The organism is Arthrobacter sp. 10N43 (genome assembly GCF_056394525.1).
The window spans coordinates 696,166-709,293 of record NZ_JBFTIA010000004.1; the positions used below are offsets into that span (position 1 = coordinate 696,166).

General features: G+C 66.5%; 12 protein-coding genes and 1 tRNA gene. 4 read left to right on the top strand and 9 right to left on the bottom strand.

Annotated features, from left to right (window positions below):
- Position 1: 1 nt before the first annotated feature.
- Entirely contained in the window at positions 2 to 631 is a 630-nt protein-coding gene (locus AC1DDO_RS11400; protein ID WP_476867719.1) for a DUF2510 domain-containing protein, read from the bottom strand.
- A 120-nt stretch (positions 632 to 751) separates the two neighbouring features.
- Positions 752 to 949 carry a hypothetical protein gene (locus tag AC1DDO_RS11405; protein ID WP_476867718.1) on the bottom strand — a complete coding sequence of 66 codons (198 nt, stop codon included), beginning with the start codon at positions 947 to 949 and terminating at the stop codon, positions 752 to 754.
- A gap of 184 nt (positions 950 to 1,133) precedes the next feature.
- Between AC1DDO_RS11405 and AC1DDO_RS11410 the strand changes: the two genes are divergently transcribed.
- The gene (locus AC1DDO_RS11410) at positions 1,134 to 1,325 is read left to right on the top strand and encodes a hypothetical protein (protein ID WP_476971827.1); all 192 of its coding nucleotides are present in this window, start codon (positions 1,134 to 1,136) and stop codon (positions 1,323 to 1,325) included.
- Positions 1,326 to 2,121: 796 nt separating this feature from the next.
- Here AC1DDO_RS11410 and AC1DDO_RS11415 read toward each other — a convergent pair.
- The 7 genes from AC1DDO_RS11415 to AC1DDO_RS11445 form a co-directional block, all read right to left on the bottom strand.
- Positions 2,122 to 2,802 carry a hypothetical protein gene (locus tag AC1DDO_RS11415; protein ID WP_476867717.1) on the bottom strand — a complete coding sequence of 227 codons (681 nt, stop codon included), beginning with the start codon at positions 2,800 to 2,802 and terminating at the stop codon, positions 2,122 to 2,124.
- An 89-nt stretch (positions 2,803 to 2,891) separates the two neighbouring features.
- Positions 2,892 to 3,734: an oxygenase MpaB family protein gene (locus tag AC1DDO_RS11420; protein ID WP_476867716.1), complete on the bottom strand. Its 843-nt coding sequence runs from the start codon at positions 3,732 to 3,734 to the stop codon at positions 2,892 to 2,894.
- A 25-nt stretch (positions 3,735 to 3,759) separates the two neighbouring features.
- Positions 3,760 to 4,725: a hypothetical protein gene (locus AC1DDO_RS11425; RefSeq protein WP_476867715.1), complete on the bottom strand. Its 966-nt coding sequence runs from the start codon at positions 4,723 to 4,725 to the stop codon at positions 3,760 to 3,762.
- The gene (locus AC1DDO_RS11430) at positions 4,722 to 5,207 is read right to left on the bottom strand and encodes a hypothetical protein (protein ID WP_476867714.1); all 486 of its coding nucleotides are present in this window, start codon (positions 5,205 to 5,207) and stop codon (positions 4,722 to 4,724) included. Before AC1DDO_RS11430 ends, AC1DDO_RS11425 begins: the two co-directional genes overlap by 4 nt.
- 261 nt (positions 5,208 to 5,468) lie before the next feature.
- Positions 5,469 to 5,544, bottom strand: a tRNA-Lys gene (locus tag AC1DDO_RS11435).
- A gap of 117 nt (positions 5,545 to 5,661) precedes the next feature.
- Positions 5,662 to 6,723, bottom strand: coding sequence for a PQQ-dependent sugar dehydrogenase (locus AC1DDO_RS11440; protein WP_476867791.1), 1,062 nt, complete (start codon positions 6,721 to 6,723; stop codon positions 5,662 to 5,664).
- Between the two features lie 94 nt (positions 6,724 to 6,817).
- Positions 6,818 to 7,855 (bottom strand): sunset domain-containing protein, encoded by a 1,038-nt coding sequence (locus AC1DDO_RS11445; RefSeq protein ID WP_476971828.1) that lies wholly within the window; start codon positions 7,853 to 7,855, stop codon positions 6,818 to 6,820.
- Positions 7,856 to 7,984: 129 nt separating this feature from the next.
- On the opposite strand from AC1DDO_RS11445, the gene AC1DDO_RS11450 reads away from it, so the two are divergent.
- The 3 genes from AC1DDO_RS11450 to AC1DDO_RS11460 all read left to right on the top strand — a co-directional run bounded on the left by AC1DDO_RS11450 (position 7,985) and on the right by AC1DDO_RS11460 (position 13,127).
- Positions 7,985 to 8,923, top strand: a complete 939-nt coding sequence (locus tag AC1DDO_RS11450) for a LysR family transcriptional regulator (RefSeq protein WP_476971829.1) — start codon at positions 7,985 to 7,987, stop codon at positions 8,921 to 8,923.
- 129 nt (positions 8,924 to 9,052) lie between these two features.
- Positions 9,053 to 10,774 (top strand): dihydroxy-acid dehydratase, encoded by a 1,722-nt coding sequence (ilvD, locus tag AC1DDO_RS11455; protein ID WP_476971830.1) that lies wholly within the window; start codon positions 9,053 to 9,055, stop codon positions 10,772 to 10,774.
- Positions 10,775 to 11,228: 454 nt separating this feature from the next.
- Positions 11,229 to 13,127, top strand: coding sequence for an acetolactate synthase large subunit (locus AC1DDO_RS11460; protein WP_441407574.1), 1,899 nt, complete (start codon positions 11,229 to 11,231; stop codon positions 13,125 to 13,127).
- Position 13,128 lies beyond the last annotated feature (1 nt).

Sequence of the window (13,128 nt, forward strand, 5' to 3'; positions counted from 1 at the left end):
CTCAGATTGTCACGGCCTGGTTTGCCAGGGTGGCCACGATGGCTGACATCTTGAGGCCCGTGAGCACCACCGTGAGCAGGGTGACGCCGATCATTGCCCAAAGCGGTGCGAGCCCGCGCCGCGGTGCCACTTCATGGACAATCACGGAGCGGCCGATCACGTAGAGCGCAAGGCTCAGGAAGACCCATGCCCAGTGGAACGGACGGACCACGCCGTCCTTGCGCAGCCTGTCCCAGTCCAGGTACGCCAGGAGCGCGGACACGCCATAGATCACGAAGCTCGTGGCCACCAGGATGAAGTAGGGAGCCGTGAAGATCGACGCCGGATCGAGCGTCTGGATCTGGCGGGGGCCCACGGTGCGCAGCCGGAATACCGGGTTCCAGAACATGAGCAGAATGAGCGACACGAGCGGAAGGGCCACAATGGTCCAGATGTACGCGTTGTAGACCGGTGTCTTGTCACTGATGCGCCTCCGCGGTGCCACCAGGCCTTGGGGCGGTGTCGCCTGGAACTGGCCTGCGTTCAACTGTCCGGTCCACGCCGTCCCGTTCCACCACCGAAGCCGGCCGGAGCCCGCGGGGTCTGGATACCAGCCGGGGCCAGGGGATGAAGCGTTGGGCGGGACGGTCATGGCGTTTCATCCTTTGCGGCGCGGCGCGTTCGCTTATTCAACGCACTCTTCGGTTCTGACTGGGTGCACATCTAGGACAGAGAGTACATGGGCGCGGCCGCAACGGCGGGTCAAGGGCCGTCAGCGGCGGTGGCCGGTGTTGTCAAGGCCGACGAAGTGCGACAGGCCGCTGGTCCTCCCGCGCCGGAAATCCCTGAGGGCCCTTTCGGACTCGGCGTTCGAGACCGTGCGCCGACGCCTGGATTTGTGCCGCACGTCACGGACGATGGTTGCGATCACGACGAGTGCGGCCGCGCCGCCGAAGATAAGCAACTCCAAGGTTCCCCCTTATGTTGGAGCGTTTCTCGATTCTAGCCGCGGGCCATGGCGGCCGGTAGGGGACCCGGACGTCTGGCGGGTCCCCTTGAAGGCCTGGCACTTACGCGGAAATGTCCAGCACCGAAGTATCGACGCGCCACCGGATCGGGAGGACGATTAAAGGGCCACACCATCAAGGAGGTCAATGATGTGCTACCCGTACAACAGGGATTTCCGGCGGGACACCACGAAGGATGCCGCGCGGGAAACTGAGGAACGCCCGGAGCCCCGGGTGGAGGCAAAGGAATCCGGGTTCTGGGGCTTCCCGCGCCGCAGCAAGGAGTTCACAGTCGAAGAGCCGGAGACAGTGGTCGACCGGCCCCGCGAGAAGGTCTAAGGACACGATGTGACCCGACCGGCCGCTGAACCACACATTTAGCTGAGACAGTGAAAATGTGGGTTCGGCGGCCGCTTCATGGCCGGGCCGGCCGGCGGAGGCCAATCGCCGCGGAGAGCCCAAGCAGGAGGCCACTGACCGCCAGCAAGGATCCGGCGACGCCGATCTGCCCGTCCGGTCCGGGATCACCAGCGCCGGCCGCGTCCGGCGGCTGCTCCGCTGAGGGGCCCGGACCCTGCCCCGCATCCCCGGTCGGGGACGCAGTCGTCCCCGACCCGGGAGCGGGCGTGGCTGTAGTCGGGACGGACGTCGTCGCAGGTTGAGCAGGCTTGCCGTCGCCCGCCGTCGAATCCTTGGGGCCTGAGGTTGGTGTCGCGGGTACCGGCGCGGGCTGGGCGGGTTGCCCTGCGGACGGTGTCTGTGACGGCGCCGGAGGCGGAGCGGCCCCGGAGGGTGACGGCGAAGCGCCGCCCGGACGCTTCGGGCTGGGCGCAGGGGAGGCAGGCGGCGGACTCGGCGTCGGCGAAGACGGACAGAATTTCACCGGGAGAAGGCCGGCCGGCCCACAAGGATCGGCCACTGCGGGCAACCCCAGAACGAGCGGCGCTGCCGCGAGCACGAGTGCCACGGCGGATGTATATGAGGCCTTCCGGATGGAGTTCATCCACACCATCGTATGGTTCCACCGACGGCCGGCTGGGAATCTCAACCCGGTGAGGCTCCTTTTCGCTGACAAAAAGGAACGGCAGAGGCCCGGCGGCCACGGTGGTCGCCAGGCCCCGAGCGGCGGTGGGCGCTAGCGCTGTCCGGGCGCTCCAGGCTCCTGTGGGTACGGCGGCTGCACCGGCTGTCCCTGGGGCGGGTACAGCCCCTGCTGTGGGTACTGGCCCTGCTGCGGATACGGGCCTTGCTGCGGCGGGTAAGGCTGGCCCTGGGCGTAGGGGAACTGGGCAGGTCCCTGTGGCTGCTGCACCGGGGCGTATGGCGCCTGCATGGGCATCCGGGCGAAGGTGGCCTTCCTGTCCTCCTCCCGTGCCCTGGCGCGGGCTTCGACTGCCCGCGCGGAGAAGAAGCGCTGGTGCCCGAGGTACACCACGACGAACAGGCCCACGGCCACGGAGAAGAACGCTACTGCCGTCACGCCGGACGTCAGGCCGCGCATCAGGCCGTAAATGAGGGTCAGCATGCCGCCCACGAGGAACCCGCCGGCGAACAAGGGCTTCCTCGACTCCGTCCAGATGCTGGCCCCCAGGATCAGGAGTGCGGAGGCGAGCGCCGCGATGGTCACGTTCCGGTTGTAGTCGTGCACCGCCGACTGGTGGGCTTCGATGGCCGCCTGCCGGGCCGCGGAGTCGAGATTAACCATGGAGGAGAGCTCGGGGGCCGGATAGAAGGTGGCGATGCCGAGGCCGACGAAGAGCACGATGATGATGCCCAGGCCGATCGAGTAGAGGACGCGCAGGGATTTTTCGGTCATAGCCCTATCATGCTTAGGCAATCAGGCGGAGTGGGGCAGGCGCGCCTTTTGCTTGGCTTCCCTCTGTGTGCGGCGGGCCGCCTCATACGTCAGTTTGCGCGCGGCCCGATCATGTCCAAGGTGTACCCGTCCGGGTACGCGGACAGGCTGCCGCCGGGCACAAATTTGGGCTCGGTCGGCAGGGGGCGCCGCCTGGCCTTGAGGGCCTGGAACCGCAGCACCGCGTTGAAGGGTAGGCGCAGCGCCGCCGGGGCAGGTTTCAGACCCAGAGCAACCGCGACCTGGGGTTTGTCCATCATCAGCGCCAGGATGGTCGGGGTGAACCGGCGAAGCCAGGTGGGGAAACGTCTGGCGAGGGCCGCGGCCGTCGCCTCGAGCAGCATTGCACCCTCGGGGCTCGGGCCCATGTTCCGGTCCTCGTACTCGTCCAGGAACCGTTCAGCCTCTGCGAAGGTGGCCGGGACGCCGTCGAGCCCCATCTGCCGGCCCAGCTCGACGTAGAAGTCCGTGGCGGCCCGCTTCTCCAGCTCGGTCAGCCGGCGCCAGCCGTGTCGATCGGTCCAGCGCAGCGGCAGGACAAGCATGGTCGTGAGGACGTAGACGAAGTCGTCCTGGGTGCCGGGCACTCCCCTGTGTACCCGGCGGAGCAGTTCGATCATGGCCTGGCTGCGTTCGTGGTCGAAGCCGTTGGCGATGATCTCGTGGATGACGATGCCGGTGTCGTAGGAGCGCTTCATTGGCCGGGACTTCATCTCCCCGGTCGCCGCCAGGGTCCGGGCTGTGGAGGGGATGGCGAAGTTGCGGTAATAGGCGACGAAAAAGCCCGAATGGATTTCAGCCTTGAAATCGAAGAGGACCATGTTCCGGTAGATCCCGTACATGTCCGTACCGCTAGGGCCTTTTTGGCGGGTTGGGTGCGTCAGAAGGTGCATGGGGGCTTTCTGTAGCTGCCGCAGGTTATGCCCGGGCAGGGGAGACATGGAGTTTTGATTCGACGGCGAGCACGTAGCTGCGCTCCTCCGCGGTCAGGAAGGTCGCCGAAGTGCCGGCAGCGAGCTCGGCGTCCCAGATTTCGACAATCATCCGGTGCAGCCTGTCCTGAACCGGTGCCTGGGGGTCGGCCTCAAGGGTCCGGTCAAGAGACGTGCTCTGCTGTGCTTTGGCCCGGATGGACTCGACGCGTGCGAGGGTTTCGGTGTTCCAGCGGTGCTGGTTTCTGCGGGCAGTCCTGCCGGCAACTGCCGGGATCGTGAGTCCGGCGCCGGCCAGGACGGTCGCGACCAGTTCCAGCTGGTGGTAGGGGAAGTCGGGCCTGACCAGTACGGCCAGGAACGTCAGGTGCCGGGACAGCAGGGAGAGGCACATCTCGGCCATCACCAGGAAGCCCATGATGCAGCCGGCGCCCAGCATGGAGAATCCGACTCGGAACGAGGGGCTCATTCGCGGGACATAGCGGAAGCAGATCACAGCAATTTCCGCGCTCATCGAGCAGATGAAGAGGGTGAGCATCAGTGAGAATAGGAGCGCCGGGAAGCGGTCCTCGTAGATGCCCCAGGCGGGGGTCGTGGTGGTGGGACCGGTGAGGAGGAAGAACGCTGTTTGCAGGGTCAGCGTGAGCGTCAGAGGCAGGGACCGCGTCCACCAGGACCGGCGGCCGCGGCCTTCCGGGGCGATGGCGGCGAATGCAGCGAGGCGCAGATACCACAGAGAGATGATCATCAGGGAGTTCAGGACCAGTTTGACCAGGTTCATCCCGCCCAGGGCCGTGTCGACGGGGACGTAGACAATCGGGGACATGAGCAAAGAGCCCATGCCTCCGTACACGGCACAGGAGAACACCAGGTCGGTCCGGTTGCGGCGCAGGGCGGGAATGCGGGCGACGGCGAGCAGGACCAGGGCTCCGGCCATGAGGAGCTGCGTCATCCGAAGACCGCCCCGAAGTTGCCCGGCTGCGTGTCAGGCTTCCGGCGGGAGCGGCGGATGCGGGACGCGAGCCGGTCCGCGAGGAGTTCGGCCGTCACCTCGAGCTCGTCGAAGAAATCGGTTCGCTTGAGGGCTGTGACGACGCGCTCCGGGTCGAGGTCCGGGAAGAAGGCGCTGGCGTAGCCGTGTGACAGGACTTCCTGTTCGTGACGGAGGATCATATGCGCGAACTCGTGGAGCACGATCTGCTGGCGGTGCACCTCCGATGCGGCCCTGGCATGCAGGATGAGATCCATGTCGTCCAGCCCGAACCACAGGCCGCAGACCTTGTCCGTGGGGGTGTTGTTGATGGGCTTGATGACGATCCGGCGTCCCCTGGTGGCCTCCAGATGGGCCTGGATGGAATGCATGGAGACTGGCTCATGAAGCCGCAGGCCCTCTTCCTCATTCCGCGCTCGCTCGCGGGCGACACTGTAGTCCATGGGCGCTGATCCTTGGGATGGTCCAATAGGGTTGGGAGTTCTCCTCCTCCAATGGAGGAGCGTATCAGTCCTGCTCAGCGACCTGCCCGGTGACCTGTGTGTCGGAAGTAGTGAAGTTCCTCCCTGCCAGGACGCATCTGACGCACCCGGGATTTACACACGTTTTGTCCCATTAACCCAGATATCCCCTCGGAGGGATCAAGGCAAAAAGAAAACCCCGCCTTCACCGGCCGTTAGGCTGGTGAAGGCGGGGTTTCTCTATGGTGCACCCCCCGGGACTCGAACCCGGAACCCATTGATTAAGAGTCAATTGCTCTGCCAGTTGAGCTAGAGGTGCATCTGTTGTTTTCGTTCATCGTGGGCTTTTTATTTCCCGCGTTGTTCTCCGCAACGACATGAAACTCTACACGAGTTTGGCTGTCGTGTGAAATCGAGCGGCGCGGAGTGGGTGCGGCTATCCGGGAAGGTCCAAAATCAGCGCGAAATCAGGGTTTTGGTTGTTGATGAGGAGCCACAGCCGGCCGTCAGGGGCGAGCGAAACGTTCCGGACCCGGCCGTACTTTTGCGTGAAATAGCTCACAGGTTCGTCGACGAATTCGCCCCGGAGGGGAACAACCCACAATCTTTGACCGCGCAGGGCACCCAAGTAGGCGGTGCTGCCGACAATTTCGAGGCCGCTGGGTGACGAATCCGCCGTCGACGGCCACACCACCTTGGCGTCCAGGAAGCCGGAGCGGTGCGGGGCGCCTGTCACTTCCGGCCAGCCGTAGTTGCCGCCCGGCACTATCAGGTTGAGCTCGTCGTTGACGTCGGGGCCGAATTCGCTGGCCCAGAGCCGGCCGGCGCTGTCCCAGGCAAGTCCTTGCACGTTCCGGTGGCCAAGGCTGTAGACCGGGTTATCGCCAAACGGGTTTCCCGGTGCCGGCCGGCCGTCTGCTGTGAGGCGGAGGATCTTTCCGCCGAGCGCCCTGCTGTCCTGTGGCTGCTCGCGGCGCTGGGAGTCGCCCGTCCCCACATACAGGAAGCCGTCCGGTCCAAAGCGGATTCGTCCGCCGTTATGCGTTCCGGCCTTCGGAATGCCCGTGAAAACTGTCTCCAGGGCACCGAGCTCCAACCGGCCGTCACGCTGCTCCAGCCGCATGCGGGCGATCCTGTTGTCCGTCGCCGCGGTGAAGTAGGCGTAGAGATACCGGTCCGCGGCAAAGTTTGGCGAAAGGGCAAGGCCCAGGAGGCCGCCTTCTCCGCCGGGTACGACGCCGGGCACCTGGCCAAGCGTTCCCAGCGCCCCGCCGCTGACGGTCCGGAGCAGTGCGGTGTCGCGTTCGGAGATGACCGCGGTGCCGTCGGGAAGGTAAACCGTGGACCACGGCAGGTGCAGGCCGTCGATCCGGCCCGCAACCTTGGGCTCGCCCGCTGCGCCGGCTGTGGCGGTCGCGGTGCGGTCTCCTGGCTGAACCACGGGAGGGGAGGTGCCGCTGCCAGTACAGGCGCTGAGGAAAAGCAGGACAACAATCAGGGCAGTCACCCGGGCCGTTGCCCTCACAGGGAAGCTTGGGGGCGTAACCAAACTGCGGGGCGCCTCAGGACCGGACGCCGGCCCGGACGGCCAGCTACTGCCGGGTCCGGCGCGGAGGCCGAAAGCCGGCTGCTTCGGCATGAGCGGCCGAGAGGAACCACACCTCTGCCCGAGTTTCCTCATACGAAGGACTGGTCTCGTCGTGGTAGACCATCGACGATGCATTGCCCTTGACTGTGAAGCCCTCAGGACCACTCCCATCGGCCGCCGGTGCCGCTGATCCTTCACCATAGGGCTGCTCAGTGGCCAGGTGGCCGGTGGGCTCGGCCGTGTGGCTGGCGGAGGCCTCCGCCGCCGCGGACGAGGCGGCCATCTGCCGGGTTTCTGCGTCAGCGAGGGGCGCTGCCGGAGCCTCGGGGACGGGGGCTTCAGCCATCGCCGGTTCCGGCGTGCTAATGCCAGTGCCAGTGCCAGTTCCGGTGTCCGCGGCGGTTCCAGTGGCCTCGTCCTCGCCCGGTTCCGCGGCTGCCGATTCTGCTCCGGGCAGGGTCGGCGCGTGGGGTTCGGTGTATTCGGGATGGTGGACGGGGAGGCCCTCCGCTGGAGCCGTTTCCGCGGCCGCTCCGGGTTCGGCTCCCGCCGCAACGTGTGCGCCGCGGGTCGGATCGATATGGGCCGGGGCGGCATGCGCATCCGACGGCGGAGCAGTTTCGGACCACTGCGTCTCCCACTCGGCGTTCTCCGGGGTTCCGGCCGCTTCTGCGGCTGGTCCGGCGGCCGGCTCGCTCGAAGGCGCGGCTGTGGCCGCCGCGGCTGCTTCCGGCGCCACCAGAGGGGCCGCCTGGGGCTCTGCCTCCTCCGGGGCGGCCGCGGCCGGCTCGGGCGCCTGCGCCGCAGCCGGCGCCGCCGCAGCCGACGCCGCCATGGCAGCCGCGGGACCTGCCGCCGCCGTCGAACCGGCCACCGCTCCGGAATCGGCCGCCGCGGTCGGGCTGACCGCAGAGCCGGAAGCGGCACCGGTGCCTGCGGCGGATCCGGAGTCTGCGCCCGGGCGGCTCTTCTTGCGGTTCAACAGCCACCAAACCACAGCGACCACCACGATGATGACGACGAGCCAGACGATCCAGTCCATAGCAGAGCCTTTCAGTCCAAGTTCAGTCCGTATTCAGCCTATGAAGCATGGGTGCCGATGCTTGACGTTACGTCCGGGCGAAGCCGGCTGTCCAGCAATCAACCGTGCTCCGACGTGTAGCCTCGCCTCATGGATTTCAAGCGACTGCAGATTCTGCGCGAACTCGCAGACCGCGGCACGGTCGGGGCCACAGCGGAGGCCATGAAGGTCACGCCGTCGGCCGTATCGCAGCAGCTCAAGACCCTGCAAGAAGAACTGGGTGTAGTTCTCGTGGAGAAGTCCGGCAGGGGAGTGCGGCTCACGGAGGCAGGACTGGCCATGGCGGGCGCCGCTGCCGACGTCTCGACGGCCATGGCGCGGGCCGAAGCGACGATCGACACGTACCGGCGCGGCTGGCAGACACGGGTGGTGGCGGCCTTCTTTCCCAGCGCCGCGGAGATGTTCCTTCCCGGCATGCTCCATCGGGTCAAGGAGGTCGAGGGGCTGAGGTTCGAAGCGCATTTCGAGGACCCGGGTGTTGCCGGATTCGCCGGGCTGACGGCTGACTACGACATCGTCCTGGCGCACAGTGTCGACGGTCCCGAAGTCTTCGGCGGCCAGGGCCTGACGGTGGTGCCGCTGCTGGACGAGCCGCTGGATGTGGCGTTGCCGGCCGGGCACGCTTTGGCCGGCAAGACCGCGCTGTGTGCCGAGGACGTCGTCGGCTTCCCGTGGATGGGTGTTCCCGAGGGCTTTCCCTTCGACACGGTGCTGCGCCAGATCGAGGTGCGGGCCGACTCGCAGGCCCTCCGTGCCCAGCAGTTCCCCGATCTGCGGGTGCTGGAAGCCCTGGTCAGCGCCGGCCACGGGCTGAGCCTGCTGCCGCGGTACACGGCGGTCAGCAACCAGGACCGGGGGTTCGTCCTGCGTCCGCTTGAAGGCGTGAAAGCGAGCCGCAGCATTGTTGCGCTGGCCCGTCCCGACGTCGCGGCCCGGACCACCATCCAGCAGGTCCTGGCGATGCTCCGGGCCGAAGCGCAGGGTGTCGCCGAAGCCCCTGAATTGCGTGACGCGGCTCACCAGGCCTGAGCCAACCGGCCCCCAAGGTTCATGATGTGAGACGAGAGTCCACTATTTGATCGACATATTCCCGGTTTTCCGCTTAACGCTCCCTTGCCGGGTCGTTTGCGTCTGTGGCGGAGCCCTAGACTTTGAGCCATGAGTCAGGACACCCAAAAAGCAACAGACACCAAGCCGGACATCAAGCCCCGCAGCCGGGTCGTTACCGATGGAATCCACGCCGCCCCCGCGCGCGGCATGTTCCGGGCGGTCGGCATGGGCGATGACGACTTCGCCAAGCCGCAGATCGGCGTCGCGAGCTCGTGGAACGAGATCACTCCCTGCAACCTTTCGCTGAACCGGCTCGCCCAGGGCGCCAAGGAAGGCGTCCACGCCGGCGGCGGGTTCCCCATGCAGTTCGGCACGATTTCCGTCTCCGACGGCATCTCCATGGGCCACGAGGGCATGCACTTCTCCCTGGTGTCCCGCGAAGTCATTGCCGACTCCGTCGAAACGGTCATGCAGGCCGAGCGGATCGACGGCTCGGTGCTCCTGGCCGGCTGCGACAAGTCCCTGCCCGGCATGCTGATGGCAGCCGCGCGCCTGGACCTCGCCAGCGTGTTCCTCTACGCCGGCTCCATCATGCCCGGCTGGGTCAAGCTTGAGGACGGCTCCGAAAAGGAAGTCACCCTCATCGACGCGTTCGAAGCCGTCGGTGCCTGCGCCGCCGGCAAGATGAGCCTCGAAGACCTGACCCGCATCGAAAAGGCCATCTGCCCCGGCGAAGGCGCCTGCGGTGGCATGTACACCGCCAACACCATGGCCTGCATCGGCGAGGCGCTCGGCATGTCCCTGCCCGGCTCGGCCGCTCCGCCGTCGGCAGACCGCCGCCGCGATGAATTCGCCCGCAAGTCCGGCGAGGCAGTGGTCAACCTGCTGCGCCTGGGCATCACCGCCCGCGACATCATGACCAAAAAGGCGTTCGAGAACGCCATCGCCGTGACCATGGCCTTCGGCGGCTCCACCAACGCCGTGCTGCACCTGCTCGCGATCGCCCGCGAAGCCGAAGTTGAGCTGACGCTCGATGACTTCAACCGGATCGGCGACAGGATCCCGCACCTGGGCGACCTGAAGCCCTTCGGCCGCTACGTCATGACCGACGTCGACAAGATCGGCGGCGTTCCGGTCATCATGCGCGCACTGCTCGACGCCGGCCTGCTGCACGGCGACTGCCTCACCGTCACGGGCAAGACGGTTGCCGAGAACCTCGCGGCGATCAACCCGCCGGATCTGGACGGCAAGATCCTGCGCGCGCTGGACAACCCGATCCACAAGACCGGCGGCATCACCATCCTCCACGGTTCCATGGCTCCCGAGGGCGCCGTCGTGAAGAGCGCAGGCTTCGACGCCGACGTCTTCGAAGGCACCGCCCGCGTCTTCGAACGCGAGCAGGGCGCCCTGGACGCGCTCGACAAGGGACAGATCAAGGCCGGCGACGTCGTCGTCATCCGCTACGAAGGGCCCAAGGGCGGCCCCGGCATGCGCGAGATGCTCGCCATCACCGGCGCCATCAAGGGCGCCGGCCTGGGCAAGGACGTCCTGCTGCTGACCGACGGACGGTTCTCCGGCGGAACCACCGGGCTGTGCATCGGCCACGTCGCGCCGGAAGCCGTCGACGGCGGACCCATCGCGTTCGTCAAGGACGGGGACCGGATCCGCGTGGACATCGCGGCCCGCACCTTCGACCTCCTGGTCGATGAAGCCGAGCTCGAGGCCCGCAAGGTCGGCTGGGAGCCGCTCCCGGCCAAGTTCACCAAGGGCGTCCTGGCCAAGTACGCCAAGCTCGTCCACAGCGCCTCCACCGGCGCCTACTGCGGCTGATCCTCCGGCCTGGGTGACCAGGCTTAATAAGGGAAGCTCCGAGGGCCCCCGAACGCACGGCGTCCGCGCCGGGCGTTCGGGGTAGGAGATTCCCGTCTGCCGCCAAGGCTGCAGGGCCAGGGGAAACCGGAGGACCAATCCGTGGACAACGCCGTCCAAATAGTGAGACAGTCGCCGGGCTCGTTGACACCTGTCTCACTCAGAGGGAAAACTGAACGCATGATCGAGATCGTTACCGCCGGCATCACTGAATGTGTCTCCGTCGTACTTACCAAGCGCGTGGCTCAATAGCCTCTCGGTAACGAACCGTCACGCGCAACCCCTCGAAGAGCCCTCCGGCTGAGGGGTTTTTTTATTTTCCGCAGCACCAGCAGTACCCATCACCAGCAGTACCCATTACCAGCAGTACCCAAGAAGTTCCACGATCACCGAAGATCCACAAAGGAAGAGTCCGATGAGCAAAGGATCGCCGATCAGCCCCTCGCTGATGGCCACCAAGTCCACTGGAGCCCACAAGGCTCCGGAACGCGTCGATCGTCCGGCTGACGCCGGCGTCGACACTGCTGCCGTCTCTCCTGTCCTCGGACCGAACAACGTCGTACCCCCGACCGTTATGACCGGTTCGCAAGCAATTGTCCGCTCGCTCGAAGAACTCGGCGTCCAGGACATTTTCGGTTTGCCCGGTGGCGCGATCCTGCCCACCTATGACCCCTTGATGGCCTCCAAAATGAACCACGTTCTGGTCCGTCACGAACAGGGAGCCGGCCACGCCGCGCAAGGCTACGCCATGGTCACCGGACGGGTTGGCGTCTGCATCGCCACCTCGGGCCCGGGCGCCACCAACCTCGTTACCGCCATCATGGATGCCCACATGGACTCCGTGCCGATTGTGGCCATCACCGGCCAGGTCTCCAGCGGGGTGATCGGCACCGACGCATTCCAGGAAGCGGACATCGTCGGAATCACCATGCCGATCACGAAGCACTCGTTCCTGGTCACCGACCCCAACGACATCCCGCACGTGATGGCCGAGGCCTTCCACCTGGCCTCCACCGGACGCCCGGGCCCGGTCCTCGTTGACGTCGCCAAGGACGCCCAGCAGGGCCAGATGACGTTCTCCTGGCCGCCGAAGGTCGACCTCCCGGGCTACCGGCCGGTGGTGCGCGGACACAGCAAGCAGGTCCGCGAGGCCGCCCGGCTCATTTCGGCCGCCAGCAAGCCCGTCCTGTACGTCGGCGGCGGAGTGGTCAAGGCGCACGCCTCGGCCGAGCTGCGCGAACTGGCCGAGCTGACTGGCGCCCCCGTGGTGACCACCCTGATGGCCCGGGGCGTGTTCCCGGACTCGCACCCGCAGCACGTGGGCATGCCGGGCATGCACGGCACCGTTTCCGCCGTGACCGCCCTGCAGCAGTCCGACCTGCTGATCACCCTCGGCGCCCGGTTCGATGACCGCGTGACCGGCATCCTGAAGTCTTTCGCCCCGAACGCCAAGGTCATCCACGCGGACATCGACCCGGCGGAGATCTCCAAGAACCGCACGGCCGACGTTCCGATCGTCGGCTCGGTCAAGGAGATCATCCCCGAGCTGACCGAGGCCCTGCGCCTGCAGTTCGAAGCGTTCGGCACCCCGGACCTGACCCCCTGGTGGGCCTTCCTGAACAACCTCAAGGAAACCTACCCGCTTGGCTGGACCGAACCCGAAGACGGGCTCAGCGCCCCGCAGCGCGTCATCGAACGCATCGGCGCCCTGACCGGCCCCGAAGGCATTTACGTCGCCGGCGTCGGACAGCACCAGATGTGGGCTTCACAGTTCATCAAGTACGAACGCCCGCACGCCTGGCTCAACTCCGGCGGCGCCGGCACCATGGGCTACGCGGTCCCGGCGGCCATGGGCGCGAAGGTGGGCGAACCGGACCGCGTAGTCTGGGCGATCGACGGCGACGGCTGCTTCCAGATGACCAACCAGGAACTGGCGACCTGCGCGATCAACAAGATCCCCATCAAGGTCGCAATCATCAACAACTCCTCGCTGGGCATGGTCCGGCAGTGGCAGACCCTGTTCTACGAGGGCCGCTACTCCAATACCGACCTCAACACCGGGCACGACACCGTCCGCATCCCGGACTTCGTGAAGCTCGCGGACGCCTACGGCTGCGCTGCCTTCCGGTGCGAACGCGACGAGGACATTGACGCCACCATCCAGAAGGCACTGGAAATCAACGACCGCCCGGTGGTCATTGACTTCGTCGTGAGCCCGAACTCGATGGTGTGGCCGATGGTCCCCGCCGGGGTCAGCAACGACCAGATCCAGGTTGCCCGCAACATGACCCCGGAATGGGAAGAGGAGGACTGAA

What these genes read in the sequence shown, in the direction of transcription:
- AC1DDO_RS11420 (WP_476867716.1), bottom strand. Translation starts at nt 3,734, where the DNA reads ATGCACCTTCTGACGCACCCAACCCGCCAAAAAGGCCCTAGCGGTACG.
- AC1DDO_RS11430 (WP_476867714.1), bottom strand. Translation starts at nt 5,207, where the DNA reads ATGGACTACAGTGTCGCCCGCGAGCGAGCGCGGAATGAGGAAGAGGGC.
- AC1DDO_RS11400 (WP_476867719.1), bottom strand. Translation starts at nt 631, where the DNA reads ATGACCGTCCCGCCCAACGCTTCATCCCCTGGCCCCGGCTGGTATCCA.
- AC1DDO_RS11450 (WP_476971829.1), top strand. Translation starts at nt 7,985, where the DNA reads ATGGATTTCAAGCGACTGCAGATTCTGCGCGAACTCGCAGACCGCGGC.
- ilvD (WP_476971830.1), top strand. Translation starts at nt 9,053, where the DNA reads ATGAGTCAGGACACCCAAAAAGCAACAGACACCAAGCCGGACATCAAG.
- AC1DDO_RS11425 (WP_476867715.1), bottom strand. Translation starts at nt 4,725, where the DNA reads ATGACGCAGCTCCTCATGGCCGGAGCCCTGGTCCTGCTCGCCGTCGCC.
- AC1DDO_RS11410 (WP_476971827.1), top strand. Translation starts at nt 1,134, where the DNA reads ATGATGTGCTACCCGTACAACAGGGATTTCCGGCGGGACACCACGAAG.
- AC1DDO_RS11460 (WP_441407574.1), top strand. Translation starts at nt 11,229, where the DNA reads ATGAGCAAAGGATCGCCGATCAGCCCCTCGCTGATGGCCACCAAGTCC.
- AC1DDO_RS11415 (WP_476867717.1), bottom strand. Translation starts at nt 2,802, where the DNA reads ATGACCGAAAAATCCCTGCGCGTCCTCTACTCGATCGGCCTGGGCATC.
- AC1DDO_RS11445 (WP_476971828.1), bottom strand. Translation starts at nt 7,855, where the DNA reads ATGGACTGGATCGTCTGGCTCGTCGTCATCATCGTGGTGGTCGCTGTG.